The 26,471-nt window shown below is 67.1% G+C and carries 22 protein-coding genes; 14 read left to right on the top strand and 8 right to left on the bottom strand.

What is annotated here, in order from left to right:
* Nucleotides 1-207: 207 nt before the first annotated feature.
* The 6 genes from pyk to V5F84_RS18080 form a co-directional block, all read right to left on the bottom strand.
* The gene (pyk, locus tag V5F84_RS18105) at nucleotides 208-1,677 is read right to left on the bottom strand and encodes a pyruvate kinase (protein WP_394041509.1); all 1,470 of its coding nucleotides are present in this window, start codon (nucleotides 1,675-1,677) and stop codon (nucleotides 208-210) included.
* Between the two features lie 209 nt (nucleotides 1,678-1,886).
* A complete protein-coding gene (gene glxR / locus V5F84_RS18100) occupies nucleotides 1,887-2,765 on the bottom strand; it encodes a 2-hydroxy-3-oxopropionate reductase (protein WP_394041508.1) in 879 nt (292 codons plus the stop codon).
* A 93-nt stretch (nucleotides 2,766-2,858) separates the two neighbouring features.
* Nucleotides 2,859-3,635, bottom strand: a complete 777-nt coding sequence (gene hyi, locus V5F84_RS18095; protein WP_394041507.1) for a hydroxypyruvate isomerase — start codon at nucleotides 3,633-3,635, stop codon at nucleotides 2,859-2,861.
* A gap of 271 nt (nucleotides 3,636-3,906) precedes the next feature.
* Nucleotides 3,907-5,682: a glyoxylate carboligase gene (gene gcl, locus V5F84_RS18090; protein ID WP_394041506.1), complete on the bottom strand. Its 1,776-nt coding sequence runs from the start codon at nucleotides 5,680-5,682 to the stop codon at nucleotides 3,907-3,909.
* Nucleotides 5,683-6,025: 343 nt separating this feature from the next.
* The gene (locus tag V5F84_RS18085) at nucleotides 6,026-7,396 is read right to left on the bottom strand and encodes an MmgE/PrpD family protein (RefSeq protein ID WP_394041505.1); all 1,371 of its coding nucleotides are present in this window, start codon (nucleotides 7,394-7,396) and stop codon (nucleotides 6,026-6,028) included.
* On the bottom strand, nucleotides 7,393-8,223 hold the full coding sequence (locus tag V5F84_RS18080; RefSeq protein WP_394041504.1) for an HpcH/HpaI aldolase/citrate lyase family protein: 831 nt from the start codon (nucleotides 8,221-8,223) through the stop codon (nucleotides 7,393-7,395). The genes V5F84_RS18085 and V5F84_RS18080 overlap by 4 nt, the downstream gene beginning before the upstream one ends.
* A gap of 538 nt (nucleotides 8,224-8,761) precedes the next feature.
* On the opposite strand from V5F84_RS18080, the gene V5F84_RS18075 reads away from it, so the two are divergent.
* From V5F84_RS18075 to V5F84_RS18035, 9 genes are all read left to right on the top strand, one after another.
* Complete coding sequence (locus V5F84_RS18075) at nucleotides 8,762-9,901, top strand: CaiB/BaiF CoA transferase family protein (RefSeq protein ID WP_394041503.1); 1,140 nt, start codon at nucleotides 8,762-8,764, stop codon at nucleotides 9,899-9,901.
* 26 nt (nucleotides 9,902-9,927) lie between these two features.
* Nucleotides 9,928-10,752 (top strand): class I SAM-dependent methyltransferase, encoded by an 825-nt coding sequence (locus V5F84_RS18070; protein ID WP_394041502.1) that lies wholly within the window; start codon nucleotides 9,928-9,930, stop codon nucleotides 10,750-10,752.
* A 96-nt stretch (nucleotides 10,753-10,848) separates the two neighbouring features.
* A complete protein-coding gene (locus V5F84_RS18065; RefSeq protein ID WP_394041501.1) occupies nucleotides 10,849-11,805 on the top strand; it encodes a LysR substrate-binding domain-containing protein in 957 nt (318 codons plus the stop codon).
* A gap of 324 nt (nucleotides 11,806-12,129) precedes the next feature.
* Nucleotides 12,130-13,125, top strand: a complete 996-nt coding sequence (locus V5F84_RS18060) for a TRAP transporter substrate-binding protein (protein ID WP_394041500.1) — start codon at nucleotides 12,130-12,132, stop codon at nucleotides 13,123-13,125.
* Nucleotides 13,126-13,448: 323 nt separating this feature from the next.
* Nucleotides 13,449-14,075 carry a TRAP transporter small permease gene (locus V5F84_RS18055; RefSeq protein ID WP_394041743.1) on the top strand — a complete coding sequence of 209 codons (627 nt, stop codon included), beginning with the start codon at nucleotides 13,449-13,451 and terminating at the stop codon, nucleotides 14,073-14,075.
* The gene (locus tag V5F84_RS18050; RefSeq protein ID WP_394041499.1) at nucleotides 14,072-15,394 is read left to right on the top strand and encodes a TRAP transporter large permease; all 1,323 of its coding nucleotides are present in this window, start codon (nucleotides 14,072-14,074) and stop codon (nucleotides 15,392-15,394) included. Before V5F84_RS18055 ends, V5F84_RS18050 begins: the two co-directional genes overlap by 4 nt.
* A gap of 7 nt (nucleotides 15,395-15,401) precedes the next feature.
* The gene (locus tag V5F84_RS18045) at nucleotides 15,402-16,919 is read left to right on the top strand and encodes a fumarate hydratase (protein ID WP_394041497.1); all 1,518 of its coding nucleotides are present in this window, start codon (nucleotides 15,402-15,404) and stop codon (nucleotides 16,917-16,919) included.
* Between the two features lie 90 nt (nucleotides 16,920-17,009).
* Complete coding sequence (locus V5F84_RS18040) at nucleotides 17,010-18,173, top strand: acyl-CoA dehydrogenase family protein (protein ID WP_394041496.1); 1,164 nt, start codon at nucleotides 17,010-17,012, stop codon at nucleotides 18,171-18,173.
* 7 nt (nucleotides 18,174-18,180) lie between these two features.
* Entirely contained in the window at nucleotides 18,181-19,023 is an 843-nt protein-coding gene (locus V5F84_RS18035) for an HTD2 family dehydratase (RefSeq protein ID WP_394041495.1), read from the top strand.
* A gap of 91 nt (nucleotides 19,024-19,114) precedes the next feature.
* On the opposite strand, the gene V5F84_RS18030 is transcribed toward V5F84_RS18035, so the two are convergent.
* Nucleotides 19,115-20,584, bottom strand: coding sequence for a sensor domain-containing diguanylate cyclase (locus V5F84_RS18030; protein WP_394041494.1), 1,470 nt, complete (start codon nucleotides 20,582-20,584; stop codon nucleotides 19,115-19,117).
* 271 nt (nucleotides 20,585-20,855) lie between these two features.
* Here V5F84_RS18030 and pncB point away from each other — a divergent pair, with 271 nt between their 5' ends.
* The 3 genes from pncB to V5F84_RS18015 all read left to right on the top strand — a co-directional run bounded on the left by pncB (nucleotide 20,856) and on the right by V5F84_RS18015 (nucleotide 23,813).
* Nucleotides 20,856-22,148, top strand: a complete 1,293-nt coding sequence (pncB, locus tag V5F84_RS18025) for a nicotinate phosphoribosyltransferase (protein WP_394041493.1) — start codon at nucleotides 20,856-20,858, stop codon at nucleotides 22,146-22,148.
* 181 nt (nucleotides 22,149-22,329) lie between these two features.
* Entirely contained in the window at nucleotides 22,330-23,394 is a 1,065-nt protein-coding gene (locus V5F84_RS18020; RefSeq protein WP_394041492.1) for a BON domain-containing protein, read from the top strand.
* A gap of 161 nt (nucleotides 23,395-23,555) precedes the next feature.
* Nucleotides 23,556-23,813, top strand: a complete 258-nt coding sequence (locus tag V5F84_RS18015; protein WP_394041491.1) for a hypothetical protein — start codon at nucleotides 23,556-23,558, stop codon at nucleotides 23,811-23,813.
* An 18-nt stretch (nucleotides 23,814-23,831) separates the two neighbouring features.
* Here the strand turns inward: V5F84_RS18015 and V5F84_RS18010 are convergent, their stop codons facing one another.
* Nucleotides 23,832-24,191: a hypothetical protein gene (locus V5F84_RS18010; protein ID WP_394041490.1), complete on the bottom strand. Its 360-nt coding sequence runs from the start codon at nucleotides 24,189-24,191 to the stop codon at nucleotides 23,832-23,834.
* Between the two features lie 238 nt (nucleotides 24,192-24,429).
* Between V5F84_RS18010 and V5F84_RS18005 the strand changes: the two genes are divergently transcribed.
* Both V5F84_RS18005 and V5F84_RS18000 read left to right on the top strand, forming a co-directional pair.
* On the top strand, nucleotides 24,430-25,215 hold the full coding sequence (locus tag V5F84_RS18005; RefSeq protein WP_394041489.1) for a chorismate mutase: 786 nt from the start codon (nucleotides 24,430-24,432) through the stop codon (nucleotides 25,213-25,215).
* A gap of 349 nt (nucleotides 25,216-25,564) precedes the next feature.
* Nucleotides 25,565-26,314 carry a transaldolase family protein gene (locus V5F84_RS18000; protein WP_394041488.1) on the top strand — a complete coding sequence of 250 codons (750 nt, stop codon included), beginning with the start codon at nucleotides 25,565-25,567 and terminating at the stop codon, nucleotides 26,312-26,314.
* The last annotated feature ends 157 nt before the right edge of the window (nucleotides 26,315-26,471 follow it).

Below are 26,471 nucleotides of genomic sequence, written 5' to 3'. Positions count from 1 at the left end.
CGAATTCTCTCGCATCTGGATTAATGACGCTACCCGGAAAGCATCCCTTCTTGCGTGTAAGTCGATGACTGCGTCCAAAATGGCGCGCTTTGACTACTTTATGCGACAAAATATGCGGGAAAAATGCGCGCCCAGGTTACTTGGGTGTTCTCGGGCGCGCATGGATTGCGGGCCGGAAGGCGCGACGCGCCACCCGGCCGAGCCCGATCAGCTCTGCGCGCCGTCGAACTTGCTCGGCGGATTGGTGTCGCCGATGGTGGTCACGCGCATGATGTTGGTGGTGCCCGGCTTGGCGAACGGCACGCCGGCGGTGATGGCGAGGCGATCGCCCGGGGTGCCGAGATCCTCTTCCACCGCGATCCGCACCGCCGTATCCACCATCTCGCCGAAGGAGTGGATGTCCTCCTCCACATGCACCGCGTGCACGCCGTAGGAGAGGGCGAGGCGGCGGGCGGTCTCCAGGCTCGTGGTGATGCCGAGGATCGGCATGGGCGGGCGCTCGCGCGCGGCGCGCAGGGCCGTGGTGCCCGACAGGGTGTAGGCGACTAGGGCGGAGGCATCCACCGCGATGGCGGTCTGGTAGGTGGCCTTGGTCACCGCATCGCCGATGGTCTTGCCCCATTCGGCCTGGGTGGCGTCCAGGGTCTTGCGATAGCCGGGGTCGCGCTCCACGTGGCGGATGATGTCGTCCATGAAGGAGACCGCTTCCACCGGATATTGCCCGGCGGCGCTCTCGGCCGAGAGCATCACGCAGTCCGCGCCCTCATACACGGCGGTGGCGACGTCGGAGACTTCCGCGCGGGTGGGCACGGGGGCGGTGATCATGCTTTCCAGCATCTGGGTCGCCACGATCACCGGCTTTCCGTAGCGGCGCGATTCCGCGATCATGCGCTTCTGGATCGCCGGGATCTCGGGCAGGGAGAGTTCGACGCCGAGGTCGCCGCGCGCCACCATGATCGAATCGGAGAGCTTCACCAGTTCGGTGAGATGCTCCACCGCCGCCGGCTTCTCCATCTTCAGCATGATGGCGGCGCCGCGATCGCCGATCAGCGCGCGCGCCTCGTGGATGTCGTCGGGGCGCTGCACGAACGAGAGCGCGATCCACTCGACGCCGAGATTGCAGGCGAAATCCAGGTCCTTGCGGTCCTTCTCCGTCAGCGGGGAGAGCGGGAGGACCACGTCGGGAATGTTGAAGCCCTTGTTGTTGGACAGCCGCGTGCCGCTGATGACCTGGGCGTCCAGCCAGCCGGGGCCCTTGGCCACCACCTTCAGGCGCACCTTGCCGTCGTCGCACAGGACGGTGGAGCCGACGACCAGCGCCTCGATGATGTCGGGATGGGGGATCGGCACGCGGTTTTCATCGCCCAGCGTGGCGACATCGGCATCGAAGCGCAGCACCTTGCCGGGCGCGAAGGTGATGGCATTGTCGGCGAACTTGCCGAGGCGCAGCTTGGGGCCCTGAAGATCGGCGATCACGCCGATGGGGCGGCCGACATCCTGTTCCAGCGCGCGGATGCGGGCGAGCACCTCGCCGTGGTTTTCCTGGGTGCCGTGGCTGAAGTTGAGGCGGAACACATCGACCCCGGCCTGGAACAATTCCTTCAGCTTTTCCGGGCTGTTGGAGGCGGGCCCGACGGTTGCCACGATCTTTGTGGCACGCGCGCGCTTCGTCGACATTCTCGTCTCCTCCCGTTTTGCGGTCGTTGGCCGCCCGTTGATCCGTGTCCGGCCGATGGTCGCGGCTTCTTTGTTCTTATGGTGTGGGCAGGGGCCGGCGCCGTCCGGCGGCCACCCCCTGCGCACCCGTCCCGGCTTGCCGGGGGTATCGTATTTACATAAAGGTCTTAGCCGAAAGTTCTATGACTTTCGGCCAAGCTTGGCCGTTTTCACGCGACGTCGTGATTGGCCAGCAGTTCCAGCGCCTGCACCATGGCGGAATGGTCCAGCTTGGAGCCGCCGCGGGCGGCGACCGCATTGAACAATTCCTGGGCGGTGGCGGTGTTGGGCAGCGCGATCTGCAGCGCGCGCGCCGAGGAGAGCGCCAGGTTCAGATCCTTCTGGTGCAGCTCGATGCGGAAGCCGGGGGCGAAATTGCGCTTCACGATGCGCTCGCCATGCACTTCCAGGATGCGCGAATTGGCGAAGCCGCCCATCAGCGCCTGGCGCACCTTCGCGGGGTCCGCGCCGGCCTTGGAGGCGAACAGCAGCGCCTCGCTCACCGCCTCGATGGTGAGGGCGACGATGATCTGGTTCGCGACCTTGGTGGTCTGCCCGTCGCCGTTGCCGCCGACGAGGGTGATGTTCTTGCCCATCTTCTCGAACAGGGGCTTCACGGTCTCGAACGCGCCCTCGGGGCCGCCGACCATGATGGTGAGGGAGGCGGCCTTCGCGCCCACGTCGCCGCCGGAGACCGGGGCGTCGAGATAGTCGCAGCCGAGCGCATTGATCTTCTGCGCGAACTTTTTGGTCTCCACCGGCGAGATGGAGCTCATGTCGACCACGATCTTGCCGGCGGTCAGGCCCTCGGCGACGCCGCCCTTGCCGAACAGGGCTTCGTCCACGTGCGGCGTATCGGGCACCATGAGGATGATGATGTCGGAGTTCTTCGCCACTTCGGCCGAGGAGGCGACGGCGGTGGCGCCCTTGTCGGTCAGCTCGGACGGGATCTTGAACACGTCATAGACGAACAGGGTGTGGCCGGCGTCGATGAGGTGGCCGGCCATGGGGGTGCCCATGATGCCGAGACCGATGAAACCCACGTTCATGTGCGTATCTCCTGGATTGATTTCACCCCCGCCGGGCGGGGCAGGGGTGCTTGATTTGCGGCCGGAGCCGAGGATGTCCGGCCCGCGGACGGCCTACTGGTAATCCTTGATCCAGCCGATGCCTTCGTCGGTCGTGGTCTTGGGCTTGTATTCGCAGCCGATCCAGCCGGTGTAGCCGGCCTCGTCGATGGCTTTCAGCACGAACGGATAATTGATCTCGCCCGTGCCCGGCTCGCCGCGGCCCGGATTGTCCGCCAGCTGGATGTGCTTGATGCGGGGCAGGTTGGCCCGGATGGTGGGGACGAGATCCCCTTCCATGATCTGCATGTGATAGATGTCGTACTGGAAGAAGATGTCGTCCGCGCCGACTTCGTCGAACAGCGCCAGCGCCTGCTTGGTGTTGGTCAGGTAGAAGCCGGGGATGTCGCGGGTGTTGATGGCTTCCGCCACGAACGGGATGCCCGCCTTTTTGAGTTCCGCGGCCGCGAACTTGAGGTTCGACACCAGGGTCTCGTGCACGGTCTCGGCCGGCACGTCCTTGGGGGTGAGACCCACCAGCACGTTCAGCGTCTGCGTGCCGAGCACCTTGGCATATTCGATGCCCTTGCCGACGCTGTCCTGGAATTCGCCGACCCGGTCCGGCAGCACGGCGAGGCCGCGCTCGCCCTTGGCCCAGTCGCCGGCGGGCAGGTTGTGGAGCGCCTGGGTCAGGCCGTTCTCCTTGAGCTTCTCGGCGAGCTGCTCGGCGGGATAGGCATAGGGAAACAGATACTCGACGCCCTTGAAGCCCACCGACGCCGCCTTGGCGAAGCGTTCGGTGAAATCAAGCTCGTTCCAGAGCATTGTGAGATTCGCTGCGAGTTTGGGCATTCACCTCTCCGCTGGCTTAGCCTTGGCCTTTTCGACGTTTGCGCTCAACTCCCCGGCGGCGGGCAAGCTCCGCTTCGGGTTGGTCCTCGATCGGCGGACATGGCCGCCGCGCATGCCGGCCCCCGTTGCAAGGGCGGCTGGGCGAGGCGGCGATCCCCTTGTGAACGATCGCCGCGGCGCCCGGACGGGCCCGGCGCCGACGACATCGCCCCGCCACCGCGCGCAGCCGGCGGGAACCGGCACCGGCAGGGCGGAGCAAAGCTTTAGCAGATCACTCGGCCGGCTCAACCTGCCGCACCTGGTCCACGGGCACGTCGAGGATGTCCTCGAACTCGTTGACCTTGTCGATCTCGACGCCCATGGCGATGTTGGTGACGCGCTCCAGGATGAATTCCAGCACCACCGGCACCTGATGTTCCTGCATCAGTTTCTCGGCATTGATGAAGGCATCCTTGAACTCGTTCGGCGTGCGCACGCGGATCGCCTTGCAGCCGAGGCCCTCGGCCACCGCCACATGGTCCACGCCATAAGCGCCGATCTCTTCGGAATTGATGTTGTCGAACGACAGCGAGACCTCGAAATCCATCTCGAAGCCGCGCTGCGCCTGGCGGATCAGCCCGAGGTAGGAATTGTTCACCACCACGTGCAGATAGGGCAGCTTGTGCTGGGCGCCCACCGCCAGTTCCTCGATCAGGAACTGGAAATCATAGTCGCCCGAGAGCGCGACGATCTTGGCGTCCGGGCGGGCGGCGCGCACGCCGAGGGCGGCGGGAAGCGTCCAGCCGAGCGGGCCGGCCTGGCCGCAATTGATCCAGTGGCGCGGGTTGTAGACGTTCAGGAACTGCGCGCCGGCGATCTGCGAGAGGCCGATGGTGGTGACATAGGTGACGTCGCGGCCGAGCGCCTCGTTCATCTCCTCATAGACCCGCTGCGGCTTCAGCGGCACATTGTCGAAGTGCGACTTGCGCAGCATGGTCTGCTTGCGCATGAGGCATTCGTCCGCCCATTTGGAGAAGTCGGGCAGCTTGCCGGCGGCCTTCCATTCCTTGGCGATGGCGACGAACAGCGCCAGCGCCGCCTTGGCGTCGGAGACGATGCCGAAATCCGGGCCGAACACGCGGCCGATCTGGGTCGGCTCGATGTCCACATGCACGAACTTGCGGCCCTTGGTGTAGACCTCGACCGAGCCGGTGTGGCGGTTGGCCCAGCGGTTGCCGATGCCGAGCACGAAGTCGGAGGCCAGCATGTTCGCATTGCCGTAGCGATGCGAGGTCTGCAGGCCGCACATGCCGGCCATCAGCGGGTGATCGTCGGGAATGGTGCCCCAGCCCATGAGGGTGGGGATAACCGGCACGCCGGTGACTTCGGCCAGTTCCACCAGCAGGTCGGAGGCGTCCGCATTGATGATGCCGCCGCCGGCGACGATCAGCGGGCGCTCGGACGAGAGCAGGAATTCGAGGCCCTTCTCGGCCTGGGCGCGGGTCGCCTTGGGCTTGTAGACGGGCAGCGGCTCATAGGTGCTCTCGTCGAACTCGATCTCGGCGAGCTGCACGTCGATGGGCAGGTCGATCAGCACCGGGCCGGGGCGGCCGGAGCGCATGACGTGGAAGGCCTGCTGGAACACCATGGGCACCAGCGCCGGCTCGCGCACGGTCACGGCCCATTTGGTGACCGGCTTGGCGATGGATTCGATGTCCACCGCCTGGAAGTCTTCCTTATAGAGGCGGGCGCGGGGCGCCTGGCCGGTGATGCAGAGGATCGGGATCGAATCCGCCGAGGCGGAATAAAGGCCGGTGATCATGTCCGTGCCGGCGGGGCCGGAGGTGCCGATGCACACACCGATATTGCCGGCCACCGCGCGGGTATAGCCCTCGGCCATGTGGGAGGCGCCTTCCACATGGCGCGCCAGCACGTGGCGGATGGAGCCGCGCAGCTTCATGGCGGAGTAGAGCGGGTTGATCGCCGCCCCGGGAACACCGAAGGCGCAGGTGATGCCTTCCTTCTCGAGAACGCGGACGGCTGCGTCTATGGCACGCATGCGGGGCATGGTGTCCTCCCTATTTCTGAATTGTCCCTTGGATACTCCCGTGCCTTTCGTTCCACTATCGAAGATATGGAACGACATTGATGCCGAAAAGGCAAAGATGGCGAAAAAGCCGTGTCGGCTGAATAGTTTGGCGTTGCAGCATGTGCGCTGCAAAAGCCCCGGGCGGGGCCGGCGGCGCGGCGGAAGGGGCGCCGCGCGGGCGCGGGAGAGCCTTGCGCCACAAGGCAAAACGGCGGCCGGACCCCCGGTCCGCCGCCCTCCCGATCTGCCCCGCCGCAGCGCCGCGCGCCGCACCCGGGGCGGGTTGCGGCGGCGCCGATGATGCAGCGCGGATGATCCCGCCTCAGCCGCGGGCGAGGGCCGCCACCTGCGCCATGCTTGCGATCTCCGCGCTCTGGAGCAGGCTGCGCGCGAGATCCGGAGTTTTATCCCCCAGCACCGGGTTCGCCAGCGTGGTGAATTTCGCGGCCAGCGCGGCGTCCGCCGGAAACAGGTCCGGCTCGCCCGAGGGGTCGGGAATGTCCATCTCGAACGTGCCGGTGGTGGTGGTCACGGTGAGCCGGGCGCCGAAGGGATGCGCGCGGCCTTCCAAGGCGGAATCGGCTTCCACGTCGATGCGGTCGCACAGCGCGTCGAGCGCGGGATCGCCGAGCCGGTCGTAATCGTCCCAGCCGAAGGCGCCCTGGTCGAGCGCGACGGCGGCGGTGAAGGGCATGGAGAATTGCCCGTCCACCACCGTGCGCGCCCGGCGCTTCTCGTCCAGCGGCGCGCCGGTGAGCGTGATGCCGTTGGGATGCAGCCCCACGCGCACCTTCACGATGTCGGCGGCGGTGAGATGGTGTTCGGCCCGCAGCGACAGCAGCCCGTCGAGCGCGGCATGGGTATAGCGGCAGCTCGGATAGGGCTTCAGCCCGATCTTCATGGTCTCGTACACGGTGCCGAGGTCGCGCACCGCCTTGGCGGGGTCGGCGCCGTCGCTATAGCCGTGCAGGAAGCCGTGCTTGCCCTCGATGGCCTGCGAGGCGCCCTTGAAGCCCTCGGCCGAAAGCGTGGCCGCGATCAGTCCGTTCATGGCCGCCGCGCCCACCTGGTAGCGCTTGTTCCAGGCGCCGTTGACCAGGAATTGCAGCGAGCCCGCCGCCTGGCTCGCCGCCACCCCGAAGGCGCAGGCGATGCGCTCGGCATCGAGCCCCAGCAGCTTTCCGGCCGCCGCCGCCGCGCCGAACGTGCCGGCGGTGGCTGTGGGATGAAAGCCGCGCGCATAGTGCACAGTGGGATCGAGCGCGACGCCGAGCCGGCAGCACACTTCATACCCGGCGATCACGGCGGTGATGAAATCGCGCCCGCTGGCCCCCGTCATCTCGGCGGCGGCGAAGGCGGCGCAGACCACCGGCGCGCTCGGGTGGAGCGAGGATTCCGCATGGGTGTCGTCGAAATCCAGCGAATGGCCATAGACGCCGTTCAGCAGCGCGGCGACCGCCGGGGCATAGGTGCGCGAAGCCCCGACCACGGTGCAGCCGCCGGGGCCGTCGAGGCCGAGGCGAGCGAGCATGGCGCGCACGCTGGCGCTGGAGTCCGCATCCGCCCCGCCGCGCGCGATATTGCCGAAGAAGTCGAGCACCAGCCGTTCGGCCCGCGCCACCACCTCCGCCGGGAGGTCGGCGAAGGCGAGATCGGCGACATAGCGCGCGAGAATAGTGGTTTCGTCGCTCATTTGGCGTCTCCCTGAAGCGCCGGCGTGCCGATTGCGCGCGCCAGAATGCCCTCGGCGCGCAGGCGCACGGGCGTATCCACCATGGCGCCGTCCAGCTTCACCGCCGCGCCGCCGGCGGCCGAGGCCGCAAGCACCCGCCGCGCCCAGTCCAATTCCGCCTGCGACGGGGCAAATCCCTTCATCACCGGCGCGATCTGGCGCGGATGGATGCACAGCTTGCCGGCGCAGCCGAGGCTTGCGGCATAAGCCGCTTCCCGCTCGCACAGGGCGGCATCGTCGAAGGCGGCGGTCACCCCGTCGAGCGGGCCTGCGAGACCCGCGAGGCGCGAGGCCAGCACCAGTTCGCTGCGCGCGGCGAGCAGGGCATCGTTGGTATGGGCGCTGCCGATGTCGGCGGCGAAATCGATGGAGCCGAAGGCGAGGCGGCGCACCTGCGGCGCGGCGGCGATGGCGCGGGCATTGGCGATGCCGCGCGCGCTCTCCACCAGCGCCATCACCGGCAGGCCGTCGAGAGCGGGGATGTCGGCGACGCTCTCGGCCTTGGGCAGCACCAGCCCGGCGAGCGGCAGGCGCCGCGCCAAAGCGAGGTCTTCCCCATGCCAGGGCGTGCCGACGGGATTGACGCGCAGGAAGATCGGCCCGCCGCCCGGCGGAAAGCCGGCCGCGATGGCGTCGCGCGCGCGGGGTTTCTCGGCCACCGCCACGGCATCCTCCAAATCGAGGATGATGGCATCGGCACCGGCGGCCAGCGCCTTGGCGAACCGTTCCGGCCGGTCGCCGGGAACAAACAGGACCACGAGACGCGCGTCGAACAGCGAGGAGGACATGAACGCCCCTGGATCAGAACCAATGAGGGCGCACAGTGCCGCGCGGCTGGCCCGGCGCAAATAGGGAATTGCTATGCCCGCTCATAGCAAAGACCTATGGCCCCATAGCCGAAGGGGAGAATTCCCGCTGCGGTTTTCCGAATCTGGCGCTCGGCAACGACAGTGCCAACGTTGCTCCGATGCGGAAAACGAAGCCGTAGAAGCTCTGCCCTATGCTCGGAAGCTTGACCAGATCGGCGATCCGCGCGAGGAAATCGGTGCGGTGACGAGGAGTGGCCCTCGCCGATCCGGAGTAACATTAGGATCGGAGTTCGGTCGGTTCGAGCCCGGCCCTCCGCAACCAAGTTCTGCCCCAAGTTTTCCCGTCTTGGTCGGCAGCCTCGCGCGGCGCAAAACCGCGCTATATGTTTTCAATATAACGCCTAGGCCAGATGCGTATTTGTGCTCTGGCGGCCTTTGGGGCGAGTGTCTCACGCCATGCGACCCGCACGGCGCGTGCGCGCCGGGCGCGGCGGCTCCTCGAACTTTTCCGGTCCCGATGCAGAACGATCTTGAAGGCATCCTTGTGGTCTCCGTGGAGCAGGCGGTCGCCGCTCCCTATCTGTCCTGCCGCCTCGCGGATGCCGGTGCGCGGGTGATCAAGATCGAACGGCCGGAAGGGGATTTCGCCCGCAATTACGATTCCCTGGTGCATGGCGAGAGCGCCTATTTCGTCTGGCTCAACCGGGGCAAGGACTCGGTCTGCCTGGATCTCAAGGCCCCGGACGATCTCGCGGTGCTGCGGGCGATGGTGGCCAAGGCGGATATCTTCATCCAGAACCTCGCGCCCGGCGCCATCGACCGGCTCGGCTTTGCGCCGGAAAAGCTGCGGGCGGAAAATCCCCGCCTGATCACCTGCTCCATCTCGGGCTATGGCGATACCGGTCCCTATCGCGACCTGAAAGCCTATGACCTGCTGGTGCAGGCGGAAACGGGCCTGTCCTCCATCACCGGCAACGAACACGGTTCCGCGCGGGTCGGCGTGTCGGTGTGCGATATCGCCGCCGGCATGACGGCGCTCCAGGCGGTGATGCAGGCGCTCTATGCCCGCGAGCGCACCGGCGTCGGCCGGCACATCGCGGTGTCGCTCTATCATGCGCTGTCCGACTGGATGAACGTGCCGTACCTGCAATATGTCTATGGCGGCAAGGTGCCGGAGCGGGCGGGGCTGAACCATCCCACCATCGCGCCCTATGGCGCCTATACCTGCGCCGACGGCAAGGCGGTGCTGTTCTCGATCCAGAACGAGCGGGAATGGCAGATGTTCTGCACCGAGGTGCTGGGCGATGCCGCCATTGCCGCCGATCCGCGCTTCGACAGCAATAATCATCGCGTCGCCTCCCGGCCGGCGCTGGACGAGGCGATCAACGCGGTGTTCTCCACGCTGACCCGCGCGCAGGCGGTGGAGCGGCTGGAGCGCGCCCGCGTGGCCTATGGCCGGGTCAGCACGCTCGAAGATGTCGCGGCCCATCCGCAAAACCGCTATGTGGACGTGGACACCCCCACCGGCCCGGTGCGCTGCCTCGCCCCCGGAGCGGTGGTGGATGGCCAGCCGGCGGAATTCCGCGCGGTGCCGGCGCTCGGCGCCCACACCGAAGCGGTGCGGGCGGCCTTCGCCCCCGCGCCGGCGTCCGCCTGAGACCAAGAAACAGGGAAGAAAACGCCATGACTGTTCGGCCCGCCGGCACGGCGCTCGCCCTCCTGGAGCGCTGGCTTGCCCCCTTCACGGCGCTGAAGGTGCTGGATGTGGGCTGCGGCACCGGCGCGCTCGCCCGCGCCCTCGGCACGCGCGGGGCCGATGTGACCGGCATCGATCCCCAGCCGGAGGCGATCGCCGCCGCCCGGGCCGCCGTGCCCGGAGCCCGCTTCGAACAGGCGGGCGCCCAGGCCCTGCCGTTCGCCGATGGGGAGTTCGGCGCGGCGGTGTTCCTCAACAGCCTGCACCACGTGCCGCAGCCGCTGATGGCGGCGGCGCTGCGCGAGGCGGCGCGGGTGAGCGGCGGCAATGTGGTGGTGATCGAGCCCCTGGCGGAGGGGACCTTCTTCGCCTCCATGCTGCCGGTGGAGGATGAAACCGAGATCCGCGCCCAGGCCCAGGCGGCGCTCGCCGCCGTGGCGCGCGACGGCCTGCACATTCTCGAATGCGTGGAATATGACGATCCGCGCAAATTCTCCGGGCTCGACGCCTTCATCGCCAAGCTCGTGGAGGTGGACCCCGCCCGCGCCCCCGCGACCGTCGAGAAGCGCGGCGTGCTGCAAGAGCTGTTCAACGCCAATGCGGTGCCGGACGGCGCCCTGTTCCGCCTGGTTCAGCCGCACCGGGCGCATCGGCTGGGTTTTTCCGATTGCGATTTGCAAGAGGAACTTGAAGCCATGCAGCTTGCTTTAGCGGCGCCCGGCGGAAACCCTCATGATGGTAGTGAAGCGAGGCTGCGCCAAAGGATTGAAGCTCTCAAAAAGGAGCTTGAAGCGCGAAAGCGCGAACCCTAGCGAGCGTGCACGGGGCGACCTAGCTCCATAGATTTCCCTTCTTCGTACCCCTTTGCGTATAATCCCGGCTTCTGACCCTCAGGGAAGACGCCGACCGTGGACCTGCGCCAACTTCGTTACTTCACCACCATCGTGGAGATGGGCTCCTTCTCCAAGGCCGCCCATCGGCTGCGCGTCGCCCAGCCGGCGCTGAGCCAGCATGTGCGCAACATGGAGATGGATCTCGGCGTGGAGCTTCTGTTCCGCAGCCCCCAGGGCGTGCGGCCGACGGAGGCGGGCGAAACCCTGCTGCGCCATGCCCGCCTGATCATCGGCCAGATGGAGGTGGCGCGCGAGGCGGTGAAGGGTGGGCAGGCGGAACCGGCGGGCGAAGTGCGGTTCGGCATGCCCGGCACCATCAGCCAGATGCTGTGCGTGCCTTTGCTGAGCGAGGCCCGGCGGCGCTATCCCAAGGTCAAGCTGCGGGTCGCCGAGGCCATGAGCGGCTTCGTGCTGGATTGGCTGCGCGACGGCAAAATCGATCTCGGCGTGCTCTATCGCACGGTCAATGATCGCGGCCTGATCGCCCATCGCGTGCTGTCCGAGGAATTGTGCCTGATCGGGCCCAAGGTGCCACCGGAGGGGGAGAGCCATCCCTCGGGCGGGCCGGTGCCGCTCGGCCGGGTGGCGCAGCTCACGCTGATTCTGCCGAGCCTCGGCCACGGCCTGCGCGAGCTGATCGAGGAGCGGGCGATCTCCGAGGGGGCGTTGCTCAGCACGGTCATCGACATCGACACCTATGGCCAGATCAAGCTGCTGGTGGAGGGCGGGCTCGGCTATGCCATCCTTCCGGCGGCGGCGGTGCGGCGCGAGGTGGAGGAGGGGCGGCTTCTCGCCTGGCCGCTGGGCGTGCCGGTGCTGACCCGCGACCTGCACATCGTGCGGCCCTGCGACCGGCCGCTGTCGAATGCCGTGCGGGCCATCGATGCGCTGGCGCACGCCACCTTGATCCGCCTGGTGCGGGAAGGCGCCTGGAGCGCCTCCCTGGCCGAGGAGACGGAGGAGGCGCGGTAGCAGGCGCGGCAGGGGGCGCGGCAGGGGGGCGCGGCAGGCGGCGCGGCAAGGGGCGCGGCAGGGGGCGCGCGCCGCGCGGAACGTGAGATCGTCCGTTTCAGTGTCACATGACCTAGCGGAATACTGCTTTTTGCCCGGCCATAATAAATTGCGATTACAAGCAGCTCTAAATAGTCTTTGCTTCTGGCGTCGCGCATTTTCAAGATGCGCCGGCGCAGATGACGCTGCCGGGTCCGTTACGGCCCGCGAAGGTCCCCAATGCCGCGAGCGACTTCGCCGCGATCAAGAGGGGCCGCGTTGGCGGCACGAAGAGGGAGAGACGCAATGAAGAGGTTCGTATTCGGTGCCGTGATGGCGGCTGCGCTGATGGGCGCTCCTGCGGCCTTCGCCCAGCAGACGGTGATCAAGTTCAGCCATGTCACCACCCCCGATACCCCCAAGGGCAGGGGTGCGGAGAAATTCAAGGAACTGGCCGAGAAGTACACCAACGGCAAGGTGAAGGTCGAAATCTACCCGAACTCCCAGCTCTACAAGGACAAGGAGGAGATGGAGGCGCTTCAGCTCGGCGCCGTCCAGATGCTCGCGCCCTCGCTGGCCAAGTTCGGCCCGCTCGGCGTGCGGGAGTTCGAGGTGTTCGACCTGCCCTATATCTTCCCGAACAAGGAAGCGCTGCGCCGGGTCACCGAAGGCAAGGTGGGCAAGACGCTGTTCGCCAAGCTCGAGTCCAAGGGCATCAAGGGCCTCGCCTATTGGGACAATGGCTTCAAGATTATGAGCGCCAACACGCCCATCGCCAAGCCGACGGACTTCCGCGGCCTGAAGATGCGCATCCAGTCGTCCAAGGTTCTGGACGCGCAATTCCGCGCCATCGGCGCGCTGCCGCAGGTGATGGCCTTCTCGGAAGTCTATCAGGCCATGCAGACCGGCGTGGTGGATGGCTCGGAGAATACGCCTTCCAACATGTATACCCAGAAGCATTATGAAGTGCAGAAGTATGCGCTGGTCACCAATCACGGCTATATCGGCTATGCGGTGATCGTGAACAAGCCGTTCTGGGACGGGTTGCCCGCCGACGTGCGCACGCAATTGGAAAAGGCCATGGCGGAGGCCACCGCCTATTCCAATTCCATCTCGCAGGCCGAGAATGACGAGGCGCTCAACGCGATGAAGGCGTCCGGCAAGATCCAGATCTCGACGCCGACCAAGGAAACGACCGCCGCGTTCCGCAAGGCGATGGAGGTGGTCTATACCGAGATGGGAAGCCGCATCGGCCAGGAAACCATCAACGCGGTGCTGAAAGAGACTCAGGCCACCCAGTGATCGCCTGATCCGGAGGCCGCCCGCCCCGCGCGGCGCGGCCTTCGGGTCTCGTCCGGCCCCGTGCGGGGCGTGACGAACGAATGTCCTGCGGTCGATGGGCGGGCATGCGCTCGTCTCGGCGTCGCCGGCCTTGCCGAGACGGCGCACCGGGCGATCCCGGCGCCGTGCCGGAGGCCGCGCCGACCGCATTCTAAAAGAAGAGCATCGCCCAGGCGCCCGGTTACCGGGCCGCCGAAACGCGCCCGAGAGGGGAGGCCATGGAAGATCCGCTGTACAAGCTCTACACGATGCTCGCATTCACGGCGGCCGTGTTCGTCATCTATATGGCGATCCAGGCCCGGGCCGAGGGCACGCGCACCGCACTGGTCCATACCCTCGATCATCTCGAGGAAACGCTGATCGCGGTGCTGATCGGCGCGGCGACCCTGCTGATCTTCGTGGCCGTTCTCCAGCGCTACGCGGCCGGCACCAGCCTGCTCTATCCCTATGTGGGCCATATCAATCTCGGCTGGGCGCAGGAGGCGTGCATCCTGATGTTCGTGTGGATGGCCAAGATCGGCGCCGCCTACGGCGTGCGCACCGGCATCCATGTGGGCGTCGACGTGCTGGTGAACCGCCTGCCGGACCGCTCGCGCGCGGCGCTGATCCTGTTCGGGCTGCTGTGCGGGGCCGTGTTCACGGCGGTGGTCGGCAGCTTCGGCCTGAAATTCGTGATGGCGCGCTACGCCTTCGGCGACATGACGGCGGAGATGGAACTGCCGTCCTGGATCGCCTATCTGGCGATCCCCATCGGCTCCTACCTCATGTGTTTCCGCTTTCTCCAGGTCGCGCTGTCGTTCTGGCGCACGGGTCACCTGCCGGTGCACGACCACGGCCATGTGGACGGGCTGGATACCGACCTGCCGGGCGCCGATTCCTCCGACCTGTTTCCGAAGGAGATTCGCCGGTGAGCGCCCTCATCATCTTCGGCCTGTTCCTGCTTCTGATGCTCACCGGGATGCCGATTTCGATCGCCCTCGGCATGACGGTTCTGACCTTCGTCTATACGCTGACGACGATCCCGGTCGACATCGTCGCGCAGAAGCTGTTCACCGGCATCGAGAAGTTCGAGATCATGGCGATCCCGTTCTTCATCCTGGCCGGCAATTTCCTCACCCACGGCGGGGTGGCGCGGCGGCTGATCAATTTCGCCACCTCGCTGATCGGCCATTGGCCGGGCGGCCTCGGGCTCGCCGGCGTGCTTGCCTGCGCCCTGTTCGCGGCGGTGTCCGGCTCCTCGCCGGCGACCGTGGTGGCGATCGGCTCGATCATCCTGCCCGCCATGCAGGCGCAGGGCTTTCCGCCGAAATTCGGCGCCGGCGTGGTCACCACGTCGGGCGCGCTCGGCATCCTCATTCCGCCGTCGATCGTGATGGTGATGTATTCGGTCGCGACCACCGGCCTGCAAATGACCGGGCCGAACGGCGAGCGCGTCACCTCCGCATCCATCGGCGACCTGTTCATCGCCGGCGTTGTGCCGGGGCTTCTTCTGGCGGTCCTGCTCGGCGTCACCACCTGGTATCGCGCCTGGAAGAATGATTATCCGCGCATGCCGCGCGCCTCGATGCTCCAGCGCTGGCGGGCATTCCGCGAGAGCATCTGGGGCCTCGCGCTGATCGTCATCGTGATGGGGGGCATCTATACCGGCGCGTTCACGCCCACCGAGGCGGCCGCGGTGGCGGCGGTCTATGCCTTCATCATCGCGGTGTTCGTGTATCGCGACATGAGCCTGAAGGATGTGCCGCGGGTGCTTTTGTCGAGCGCCAACATGTCGGCGATGCTGCTCTACATCATCTCCAACGCGGCCCTGTTCTCGTTCCTCATGACCAACGAGAATATCCCCCAGGCCATGACCCAATGGATGGTGGACCTCGGCTTCGGCGCCATCGGCTTCCTGCTCATGGTCAATGTGCTGCTGCTGCTGGCCGGCAACGTGATGGAGCCGACCTCCATCGTGCTGATCATGGCGCCGATCCTCACGCCGGTGGCGGTGCGGCTGGGCATCGATCCGCTGCATTTCGGCATCATGATCGTGGTCAACATGGAGGTCGGCATGTGCCATCCCCCGGTCGGCCTCAATCTTTATGTCGCGTCCGGCATCACGCGCATGGGCATCAGCGAACTCACCGTGGCGGTGATGCCCTGGCTGCTGGCGATGCTCGCCTTCCTGCTGGTCATTACCTATATTCCGGCCATCACCCTGTTCGTCCCGCATCTGCTGGGCCGGTGAGGGCGCCATGACACCGAATGTCGTCATCGCCGAGGAAGATGTGATCGCGAGCGTCGCCGACGCCTTGCAATACATCTCCTATTTTCACCCGGCCGATTACATTGTTCATCTCGCGCAGGCCCATGCGCGGGAGGAATCCCCGGCGGCGAAGGATGCCATCGCGCAGATCCTGGTGAATTCGCGCATGGCCGCGCTCGGCCATCGCCCGATCTGCCAGGATACCGGGCTCGTGGTGGCGTTCGTGAAGGTGGGCATGGAGGTGCGGTTCGACACCGCGCGCGCGCTCGCCGATCTGATCAACGAGGGCGTGCGCCGGGCCTATCTCGACGCGGACAATCCGCTGCGCGCCTCCATGGTGGAGGACCCGCTGTTCGCCCGCCGCAACACCCGCGACAATGCCCCCGCCGTGGTGCATGTGGAGCTGGTGCCGGGCCGCACGGTGGAAATCTCGCTGGCGGCGAAGGGCGGCGGCTCGGAGAACAAGGCGCGCTTCGCGACCCTCAATCCCTCCGCCTCGGTGGTGGACTGGGTGCTGAAGACGGTGCCGGAGCTGGGCGCCGGCTGGTGCCCGCCGGGCATGCTCGGCATCGGCATCGGCGGCAGCGCGGAAAAGGCCATGCTGCTGGCCAAGGAATCCCTGCTCGACCCCATCGACATGACGCAACTCCTCGCGCGCGGCCCGGCGAGCCGGGAGGAGGAATTGCGCATCGAGCTGTATGAGAAGGTGAATGCGCTCGGCATCGGCGCGCAGGGGCTGGGCGGGCTGACCACGGTGGTGGACGTGAAGATCGCCACCTTCCCCACCCATGCGGCCTCCAAGCCCGTGGCGCTGATCCCCCAATGTGCCGCCAACCGGCATGCCACCATCGTGCTCGACGGTTCCGGGCCGGTGAAGCTCGACCCGCCGGACCTCTCCGCCTGGCCGCAGATCGTGCTGGAGCAGACCAGCACGGTCGCGCGGCGGGTGGATCTCGACACGCTGACCCGCGCGGAGGTCGCCTCCTGGCGCATCGGCGAGAAGCTGCTGCTGAACGGGCACATGCTCACGGGGCGCGACGCCGCCCATGCCCGCATGTCGCAGATGCTGCGGGCGGGGGAACCCCTGCCGGTGAGCCTGAAGGACCGGGTGATCTATTATGTCGGCCCGGTGGATGCGGTGCGCGAGGAGGCGGTCGGCCCGGCCGGTCCCACCACCTCCACCCGCATGGACGGCTTCACCGAGGAGATCCTCGCCGGCACCGGGCTGATCGCCATGATCGGCAAGGCCGAGCGCGGGCCGGCTGCGATCGCGGCCATCGCGCGCCACAAGGCGGCCTATCTGATCGCCATCGGCGGGGCGGCCTATCTGGTGTCGAAGGCCATCAAGAGCGCGCGGGTGCTGGCGTTCGAGGATCTCGGCATGGAGGCGATCCACGAATTCGTGGTGGAGGACATGCCGGTGACCGTGGCCGTGGATAGCGCCGGGCAATCGGTGCATGCGCTGGGGCCGGCGCTATGGCGGGCGCGGATCGCGGAGCGGGTATAGCTTTTTCCCGCACGGGGCGATCACTTTTATCACTTTCCAAGATGCCCCCATCCCTTGCTAGGGAAGGGGTGGTTTGCTTTGGAGTTTGTTATGCAGGGTCAGGACGAGGAAACATTCGCCGATATCCGCGATGCGGTGCGCAAGCTCTGCGCAGGCTTTCCGGGCGAATATTGGCGCCGCCTCGACCGCGAGGCGGCCTATCCGTCCGAGTTCGTGGCTGCGCTGACCCAGTCCGGCTTCCTGTCCGCCCTGATACCGGAAGCCTATGGCGGGGCCGGCCTGCCCCTGTCCGCCGCAGCCGCCATTCTGGAGGAAGTGCAGCGGGCAGGGTGCAACGGCGGCGCCTGCCATGCCCAGATGTACATCATGGGCGCCCTGCTGCGGCACGGCAACGAAGCGCAGAAGCAGGCCTATCTGCCCAAGATCGCTTCCGGCGAACTGCGCCTCCAGGCGTTCGGCGTCACCGAACCGACCTCGGGCACCGACACCTCCTCCATCAAGACCTTCGCGGAGAAGCGCGGCGACCATTATGTGGTCAACGGGCAGAAGGTGTGGACCTCGCGGGCGGAATATTCCGATTTGATGCTGCTGCTCGCCCGCACCACGCCGAAAGACCAGGTGAAGAAGCGCACCGATGGCCTCTCGGTGTTCATCCTGGACATGCGCGAAGCCCGCAAGGCCGGCCTCACCATCCGCCCGATCCGCGCGATGATGAACCATTCCACCACCGAAGTGTTCTTCGACAATGTCCGCATCCCCGCCGAGAACCTGATCGGCGAGGAGGGCAAGGGCTTCCGCTACATCCTCTCGGGCATGAACGCCGAGCGCATCCTCATCGGCTCGGAATGCGTGGGCGATGCCAAATGGTTCATCGAGAAGGCCACCGCCTATGCCAAGGAGCGGGTGGTGTTCGGCCGGCCCATCGGCCAGAATCAGGGCATCCAGTTTCCCATCGCCAAGGCCTATGCCCAGATGCGCGCGGCCGAATTGATGGTGCACAAGGCGGCGGAACGCTTCGAGGCCGGCCTTGATTGCGGCGAGCAGGCCAATATGGCGAAGATGCTGGCGGCGGATGCCTCCTGGGCGGCGGCGGAAGCCTGCGTGCAGACCCACGGCGGCTTCGGATTTGCCGAGGAATACGACGTGGAGCGCAAGTTCCGCGAGACCCGCCTGTATCAGGTGGCGCCGATCTCCACCAATCTCATCCTGAGCTATATCGCCGAGCACGTGCTCGGCCTGCCGCGCTCCTATTGAGGTCGACATGAGCGAGCCCCTGGACGTTGACACCCTGCGCGGCTGGATCGGCCGCACCAACGAGGTGAGCGACCTCGTGACCGCCCGCGCGGTGCGCGAGATGCGCGCCACGCTGAACCGCGATCCCGGCGAACCCGTCGCCGGCGACGAGGCGACCCTGACCGCCCATTGGTGCCTCTCGCCGATCACGGTGGAGATGGACCGCCTGGGCCCGGACGGGCACCCCGCGCGCGGCGGCTTCCTGCCTCCCGTGCCGCTGCCGCGCCGCATGTGGGCGGGCGGCCAGCTCGATTTTCACGATGCCCTGCGGGTGGGCGACGAGGCGCGGCGCCTGTCGCGCATCGCGGACGTGGTGGTGAAGGAAGGGCGCACGGGCACGCTCTGCTTCGTCACCGTCGCGCACAACATCTATACGCCGCGCGGCCTCGCGATCGCCGAGCGGCAGGACATCGTCTATCGCGGCGTGGATGCGCCGGCGGGCGGGGCAGGCAAGAGCGAGCCGCCGCCGGTCGCCACCTGGCAGGAGGAGGTGGACACCTCCCCGGTGCTGCTGTTCCGCTATTCCGCCGTCACCTTCAACGGCCATCGCATCCATTACGACCGTACCTATTGCCAGCAGGAGGAGGGCTATCCCGGCCTCGTGGTGCACGGCCCGTTGCAGGCGACGATGCTGGTGGAATTCGCCGCGCGGCTGCTGGGGCGGCCGCTGAAGCGCTTCTCGTTCCGCAGCGTGCGGCCGATCTTCGATGGCCCGCCCATGCGCCTCAATGCCGCCGAGGGCGCCGAGGGGCTGGAGCTGTGGACCTCCGGCGCGGATGGCCGGCCCTGCATGATCGCGCAGGCGGTTTGAGCGCGCGCGGGACGCGTGGCAGGAGATGAGACGAGCGGGGCGGCACGGGCGGCCCCGCGGCGCGGGGCGCCGGCTGCCGGGTGCGGTTCGCTCAGAGCATTTCCACGCGGTTCTTGCCGTTGCGCTTGGCTTCATACAGCGCCGCGTCGGCCTGGGCGATCAGGCGGTCGATGGGCAGGCCCTTTTCCGAGGGCGTATAGACGTGCACGCCCGCGCTGACCGTGAGTCGCTCGGGCAGGGCGGTGCTGGTGGCGATGGATTGCCGCACGCGCTCGGCCACCTTGCGGGCTTCGGCCTGGGGCGTGTGGGGCAGCAGCAGCAGGAATTCCTCGCCGCCGAACCGGCAGACCGCATCATCCGCCCGCGAGGCCGCCCGCATGCATTGCGCGACCTCCTTCAGGGCGACATCGCCCGCGAGATGGCCGTAGCGGTCGTTATAGGGCTTGAAATCGTCCACATCGACCATGATGAACGCGAGCGGCGTGCCCTGGGCGTTGGCCCGCGCCATTTCCTGGTCGAGCCGCTGGCGCAGCGCGCGGCGGTTCAGCGCCCCGGTCAGCGGGTCCAGCGAGGCGAGCTGGGTCAGCTTGTGGTTGGCCTCTTCCAGCTGCTTGCGCTTCTGGTTGAGTTCCTGGATCAGGGTGCGCTCCTCGGTGACGTCGTGGATCTGCGAAATGAAGCACCGGGGCGAGCCGTCCTCGTTGCGCACCAGCGCGACGTTGAGCTGGGCCCAGACGATGGTTCCGTCCGGCCGCACATAGCGCTTGTCCATGGCGTATTCGGAGATGAAGCCGGCCTTGATCTGGTCCAGCTGCATCAGGTCGAGGCTCAGGTCGTCGGGATAGGTCAGCGACTGGAAGTCGCGCTCCTGGAGCTCTTCTTCCGAATAGCCGAACAGCCGGCAGGCGGCGGGATTGGCGCGCAGGAACTTCCCGTCGAGATCCACCAGGGTGATGCCGATGGGGGCATTGGCGAACGCGGTCTGGAAAAAATTGATGGCCGAGGTGCGCTCCTTGTCCGCTTCCCGGCGCTCGGCTTCCAGCCGGTCGCGCTCGATGGCGCGGCCGAGGGTTTCCGCCAGCAATTCCAGCAGGGCCATGGACTCCGGGGTGAAGGGATGCTCGTGCGGCGTGGGGTCCAGCAGGCTCAGGGCGCCGATGATCTCGTCGCCGATCTTGATCGGCGCGCCGAGGTAGCATTCGAGCTTGGTCTCGGCATAGATGGGATGCGTGCGCAGGACCGGGTCGAGCGCCACGTGCGGGCAGGAAATGGCGTTGCCGGTACGGATCGCCTCGACCACGAACGTGGTCTCCAGCGGCAGGGGCTTGCCCTCCAGGATCGGCATCGGCCGGGAGGATTGGAGCCGCAGGGGCGTGAACATGCCGTCCTTCACCGCGGAGATGATCGCGACATCCATGCCGAAGACGGCACGCGCGGTCGATAAATAATGATCATAGGTTTCGATGATCGTGCAGTTCGAGAGGCTGAGGAGCTGCCTCAGGGCATTTAGCGCTTTCGCCCAATCGCCGCCCATGATCTCGCCGCACCGCGCCTTGTCCAAGTGTATCTCCGGAGGTATTTCGAATTGTTCAAGTAATGCGACAAAAATAATCGCAAAAATACTTGAGATGCCAGAAGCGCAACCTTCGATTGTGCCTCGGCCGTTTAGTAGTTCTTTGCTAACACAAATTGGATGCACCGGACAGGTGCTTTTCAATCCAGAGTGTGATGATTGCTGCCATTATTGGCGGTTCTCAGCATCGCTATGGGGCAAAGTGGATGTACACCTTGGGCGCGGTGGTATAGCAGTCGTCCGCCGCCTCGGGACTCCCATGACCGACATAGCCACGCGCGTTTACAATCATACCTGGAAGATCGACCCCATCGTCCGCTCCGTGCTGGACACGGATTTTTATAAGCTCTTGATGGGGCAGACGATTTTTCGCCGGCATCGGGATGTCAAGGTCACGTTCGGCATCCACAACCGCACCAGCCGGGTGCGCCTCGCCGATATCATCGACATCGGCGCCCTGCGCGAGCAATTGGATCACGTCCGCTCGCTGAGCCTCACGCGGGGGGAGTCCACCTGGCTGCGCGGCAATATGTTCTACGGCAAGCGGCAGATGTTCTCGCCCGATTACGTGGCGTGGCTGGAGGGCTTCCGCTTCCCCGCCTACCACCTGGAAAAGTGGGACGGGCAATACGAACTGGTGTTCGAGGGCCCCTGGGTCGAGACCACCATGTGGGAGATCCCGGCCCTCGCCATCATCAACGAATTGCGCTCGCGCGCGGTGCTGAAGGATCTCGGCAAGTTCGAGCTTCAGATCCTCTATGCCCGCGCCATGACGCGGGTGTGGGAGAAGATCGAGGCCATCAAGGCCCTCGGGCCGGTGAACGTCGCCGATTTCGGCACCCGCCGGCGTCACGGCTATCTCTGGCAGGACTGGTGCGTGCAGGCGCTCATGGAAGGGCTGGGCGAGGGCTTCCTCGGCACCTCCAATTGCCTGATCGCCATGCGGCGCGAGGTGGAGGCGACCGGCACCAATGCCCATGAACTGCCGATGGTCTATTCCGCCCTCGCCCGCACCGACGAAGCTTTGCTGCGCGCGCCCTATCAGGTGCTGGCGGACTGGCAGGAGGATTACGAAGGCAACCTGCGCATCATGCTGCCGGATACCTACGGCACCAGTGGGTTCCTGGCCCATGCGCCCGATTGGCTGACCGGCTGGACCGGCATCCGCATCGACAGCAAGGACCCCATCGAGGGGGGCGAGGAGGTGATCGCCTGGTGGAAGGCGCGCGGCCAGGACCCGCGCGAGAAGCTGGCGATTTTCTCCGATGGCCTGGACGTGGACGAGGTGGCGCGCATCCACGCCCGCTTCACCGGGCGCATGCGCCTCGGCTTCGGCTGGGGCACGCTGCTCACCAATGATTTCCGCGGCCTTGCGCCGAACGGGGCGCTGGATCCCATCTCCATCGTCTGCAAGGTGATCTCCGCCAACGGCCGTCCGGCGGTGAAGCTCTCGGACAATCCCACCAAGGCCATGGGGCCGGCGGGCGAAATTGCGCGCTATCGGCGCCTGTTCGAGGTCGGGCACCAGGTCGCGCGCCCCGCCACGGTGTGACAAAGCGCGATCAGACCGGCCCGAGACTTTCGGCCGCGCTCGCGTTTGCCTTGCACAGGGCATGCAAGAACTTGAGGCAATTGCATTTCATTTAGGCAATGTCCCTGCTGTTTCTCGGAACCTCTTCGGCGGAGCGCTGTTTTTCTGAGAGGGGAAGAAAATTCCAATGCAGGAGGAATGCATGCCTCAGAACTGGCGCGCCGAAGACGACCGGCACCGTAATGACGATCGATACGGCTCCGATTGGCGCAACGAGGACAGCTTCCGCAGCGGACCGCGCGGCGGCACTGACCGCGAGGGCTACGCGCGCGGCCGAGACCAGGGTTATCGCGACGATTACGGGCGCGGCGGCGAGCGCTATTTCTCGTCGGAATCCAGCTATGGCAACCGCCCCGGCTGGCGCGACCCGTCCGGCGCCCGCGAGCAGGGCGGCCGCTACCAGGATCGCTACCAGGATTACGGCTCCGGCCCCCACCGCGACTATGGGCGCGGCCCCTATGAGGATTACGGGTCCGGGCGCGGGCAGGAGACGCGTGGGCAGGGCGCCCGCGAGGAGCATTATTTCGGCGGCGGCACCTATCCGCGCTCCGATTTCTCCTACGGCCATGCGCGCGACGAGGAGCCTTCTCGCTTTTCCCGTGACCGGCAGATGCGCCGGCCCGACTGGGGGCGCGAGGAGTGGGGCCTGTCCGGCCCGCAGCAGACCGGACGCGGCTCCTACGGCCGCGAGGGCTATTTCGGCCGCGACGCGGACCGCAATCAGGAACGCGGCCTCTGGGACCGGGCGACCGACGAGGTTTCGTCCTGGTTCGGCGATGAAGCGGCGGAGCGGCGCCGGCGCGAGGACGAGTATCGCGGCCGTGGCCCCAAGAACTATTCCCGCTCGGACGATCGGGTCCGCGAGGATGTGAGCGACCGTCTCACCGACGACTGGCAGGTGGATGCCTCCGACATCGAAGTGACGGCCAGCGGCGGCGAGGTCACCTTGACCGGCACTGTGGCCGACCGGCTTCAGCGCCGCCGGGCCGAGGATGTGGCGGAACAGGTTTCCGGTGTCCGTCACGTGCAGAACAATCTGCGGGTGCGTGATTTTTCCTCCGGCCTTGGCCAGGGGAGCACGGCGCAGACCTCGGCGTCGCAGACCGGCGGGACCCTCGCGAGTGGGACCACGACAAGCGGGACCACGACGAGCGGGACCCAGGCCAGCGGGACCCAGGCCAGCGTGCCCGGCACCGTGAAGCGCTGACCGGCGCGCCATTGCGGGCCTAAGCCTGCGCCGTCAGCACGGGCCGCAGGCATCGTCCCGGTCGTAATCGACGAAACCAGCGAAAGGGCGGCCCTCGGGTCGCCCTTTCTGCGTCGGCACGGCCCTTGCTTCTTGCATCGTGCGAAACAGGGAGACCGGCCATGTCCGAGAAAGTCATCAGCCTGCGCGGGGCAAGCCTGCCCCCCACCGCGACGCCGAACCCGACCGTGGTCGCGGAACTGGAGCGCCTGCTGGAGGCCGCCCGGGCCGGCGAACTGGTCGGGCTTGCCGGCACCTTCCTGCACAAGGACCACAATGTGACCTATGCCTATGCGGGCAGCGTCGGCGGCTATGGCATGATCGGCGGGCTGGCGTGCCTGAAGGCGCGGCTCGTGGCGCGCCAGGAATGGGACGGCTGAGGGGCCGGACCTGAGCGTTCAGGGCGTGGGCTGGCCGGCGCGCCGCAGGCGCAGCGGCCGGGCCGCGATGGCCAGGAGCGAGCGATAGCGGCGCCGCGCATCGCTGACCGTGCCATTGTCGCCGATCGCGGCTTCCTGCAATTCGGCGAGCGCGAACGGGCTCGGCTCGGCGGGCAAGGCGATCACCTCGGGCACCGCATCCAGCAGGTCGAGCAGGTCGTGGGCGGTCAGCGCCGAGAGCGCCTGGCCCATGAGGCGGCATTGATAGGCGCGGCGTTCGGGGGAGAGGAGATCCCACGGCTCCAGCAAGGGATAGCGGGCCCGCGCGGCCGCGTGAGCCTTCTTCGCCATCCGCTGCACCAGATCCGCAGAAACCATCACACCCTCTTCGCGCCGCATGCGCCTGCCCGAGCGGAATACCGCACGCAGGGGCCGCATGCATCTGCCCGCGTGCATCCACCGCGCGTCCCTGCCCCACAGGCACGCCAGCACGATGCGGCACGGGAGTTTCCGGACTCTTTCCAGCCGACGCATTGCGGCTTGCCGGGCCGGCCGATCCTGTGGCTTGGTCAATGAAACGTTAGCGCCGCTGCGGCGCGGACCGAGGCCGGCTGTCATGCGTGCGCGCTATCTCCCTGTTTTATCTCTGTGTTTCTCTCTTCTCGCGATCGGCGCCGCGAACGCGCAGACCGCCGCGGCGCCGCGCCCGCTGGACGTCCTGCGGGCGGAGATCGACCGCGTGGACGGCGAACTGCTGGGGCTGCTCAATGCGCGGGCGGGAATTGTCGCGGAAGTGGGCGCCGGCAAGGCCAGCGGCGGCGGCCCCGTGTTCCGGCCGGGCCGGCAGGCCGCGCTGCTGCGCCGGCTGATGGAGCGCAACGCGGGGCCGCAGACGCCGCAGACCTTGGTCCAGGTCTGGACCGCCATCATCGCCGGCTCGATCCTTCAGCAGAAGCCGGATTTCCGAGTCGCCGTGGCCGGGGACGCAGACCAGGCAAGCCTTGCCCAATCCTATTTCGGCGCCGCCATTCCCCAAGCGCGCGCCGCCGAGCCCGCCAAGGCGCTCGACGCTTTGGCGGCGGGACAAGCCGATGCCGCGGTCCTGCCGGCAAGCGGGTCGTGGTGGCTGGCTTTGCCGGAGGGCGTGCGCATCGCCGCCGGTGTTCCGCTGCTGCGCGCGGCCGAGGCGCCGCCCCAGGCGCTGATCCTCACCCGGTACGAAGGCGATTCCTCCGGCGCGGACCTGACCCTGGCGCGCATCGCCGGCCCGCCGCCGGCGGAGGCCCGCGTTCTCGCCCGCTCCGGCGCGGACAGCCTCATCGCCCTGCCGGCCGCAAGCGCCCTTCCGCCCGGCGCGATCCGTCTCGGCCTGATGGCGGCGCCGCTTTCGCCGAACCGGTGAGCGCATGTGGAGGGGATCGGGCTCGGGCAGGGCGCGCGGGTCCCTGCCGCCCGCCCTCCGGGTCCGTCGCCGGAAGGAAGGACGGTCGGGCGGATTCATCTGAAGCGAACGTTGCCCGAATGGGCGGTTTGGTCGGCCGAAAAGCCGGTGTAGAGCTTCACGAAACCGCTGTTCGTCCGCGCCAAGTCATTGTTTCACGTGAAACATTTTTCGGAATTGGCGGCCGCGCGGCGCCCGTTTCGAGGCCAAAAAGGCGCACCTTTCGTGCCCGGACGCCGCCGCCTTCGTCCGTGACGCGGCCGCATGCGCGCGCTATAGGAAGCGGCAAAACGCGACGGGAGAACAAGCCATGGCCGTGACGCTCGCTGATCTCAAGGTGAAGCTTTTCACCGACGGTGCCGACAAGGCGCAGATCGTCGAGATGGCGAAGCAGGCCCATATCGCCGGTTTCACCACCAATCCCTCCCTGCTGCGCAAGGCCGGCGTTTCCGATTACGAGGCCTATGCCCGCGACCTCGTCGCGGCGGTGCCCGACCGGCATATTTCCTTTGAAGTGTTCTCCGACGAGATCGACGAAATCCGCGCCCAGGCCCGCGTCATCGCCACCTGGGGCGAGAACGTCCATGTGAAGCTGCCGGTCTCCACCACGCGCGGCGAGACTTTGTACGATCTGGTGCGCGACCTGGTGCAGGACGGCGTGAAGGTGAACCTCACCGCCATCTTCGCCGTGCCGCAGGTGGAATTGGGCGTCGCGGCCCTGGCGGGCGGCGCGCCCTCCATCATCTCCGTGTTCGCCGGCCGCCTCGCCGATCTCGGCATCGATTATGTGCCCGCCATCTCGAAAGCGGTGGAACTCTCCCGCGCGACGCCGAACGTGGAAGTGATCTGGGCCTCCACCCGCGAGGTGTGGAACGTGATCGAGGCGGACCGCCTCGGCTGCCACATCATCACCGCGCCGGCCGACGTGCTGAAGAAGCTCCCCGCCCTCGGCAGCAGGACCGCCGAGGAATTGTCGCTGGACGCGGTCAAGGCGTTCCGGGCGGATGCGCTGGCCACCGGCCTCACGCTCGATCTGACCGGCCGCCGCGCCGCCGAATAGGGCGCCGCCCCCCTTTCTCCGCCGCGCGGCAGGGCAGGCGCATTGCGCCTTCCTCGCCCGGTGTTACACTTCGTGCCGAAGCGACATTTTGACCGCAGGCGCGCGAAGCTGAAAACCGGCGCGGGCGCAGGGCGGCGAGGGGTTTGAGATGAGGGAC

The sequence above is a fragment of the Roseixanthobacter liquoris genome (assembly GCF_043195135.2).
Taxonomy (GTDB): Bacteria; Pseudomonadota; Alphaproteobacteria; order Rhizobiales; family Xanthobacteraceae; genus NCEH01.
This window is presented reverse-complemented; position numbering and strand designations above follow the sequence as displayed.

Coding starts and splice junctions, on each gene's coding strand:
- V5F84_RS18085 (WP_394041505.1), bottom strand. CDS start 7,396: ATGAGCGACGAAACCACTATTCTCGCGCGCTATGTCGCCGATCTCGCC.
- pyk (WP_394041509.1), bottom strand. CDS start 1,677: ATGTCGACGAAGCGCGCGCGTGCCACAAAGATCGTGGCAACCGTCGGG.
- V5F84_RS18015 (WP_394041491.1), top strand. CDS start 23,556: ATGTCCGAGAAAGTCATCAGCCTGCGCGGGGCAAGCCTGCCCCCCACC.
- hyi (WP_394041507.1), bottom strand. CDS start 3,635: ATGCCCAAACTCGCAGCGAATCTCACAATGCTCTGGAACGAGCTTGAT.
- gcl (WP_394041506.1), bottom strand. CDS start 5,682: ATGCCCCGCATGCGTGCCATAGACGCAGCCGTCCGCGTTCTCGAGAAG.
- V5F84_RS18060 (WP_394041500.1), top strand. CDS start 12,130: ATGAAGAGGTTCGTATTCGGTGCCGTGATGGCGGCTGCGCTGATGGGC.
- V5F84_RS18040 (WP_394041496.1), top strand. CDS start 17,010: ATGCAGGGTCAGGACGAGGAAACATTCGCCGATATCCGCGATGCGGTG.
- V5F84_RS18070 (WP_394041502.1), top strand. CDS start 9,928: ATGACTGTTCGGCCCGCCGGCACGGCGCTCGCCCTCCTGGAGCGCTGG.
- V5F84_RS18075 (WP_394041503.1), top strand. CDS start 8,762: ATGCAGAACGATCTTGAAGGCATCCTTGTGGTCTCCGTGGAGCAGGCG.
- V5F84_RS18035 (WP_394041495.1), top strand. CDS start 18,181: ATGAGCGAGCCCCTGGACGTTGACACCCTGCGCGGCTGGATCGGCCGC.
- V5F84_RS18010 (WP_394041490.1), bottom strand. CDS start 24,191: ATGGTTTCTGCGGATCTGGTGCAGCGGATGGCGAAGAAGGCTCACGCG.
- V5F84_RS18005 (WP_394041489.1), top strand. CDS start 24,430: ATGCGTGCGCGCTATCTCCCTGTTTTATCTCTGTGTTTCTCTCTTCTC.
- pncB (WP_394041493.1), top strand. CDS start 20,856: ATGACCGACATAGCCACGCGCGTTTACAATCATACCTGGAAGATCGAC.
- V5F84_RS18000 (WP_394041488.1), top strand. CDS start 25,565: ATGGCCGTGACGCTCGCTGATCTCAAGGTGAAGCTTTTCACCGACGGT.
- V5F84_RS18080 (WP_394041504.1), bottom strand. CDS start 8,223: ATGTCCTCCTCGCTGTTCGACGCGCGTCTCGTGGTCCTGTTTGTTCCC.
- V5F84_RS18045 (WP_394041497.1), top strand. CDS start 15,402: ATGACACCGAATGTCGTCATCGCCGAGGAAGATGTGATCGCGAGCGTC.
- glxR (WP_394041508.1), bottom strand. CDS start 2,765: ATGAACGTGGGTTTCATCGGTCTCGGCATCATGGGCACCCCCATGGCC.
- V5F84_RS18055 (WP_394041743.1), top strand. CDS start 13,449: ATGGCGATCCAGGCCCGGGCCGAGGGCACGCGCACCGCACTGGTCCAT.
- V5F84_RS18020 (WP_394041492.1), top strand. CDS start 22,330: ATGCCTCAGAACTGGCGCGCCGAAGACGACCGGCACCGTAATGACGAT.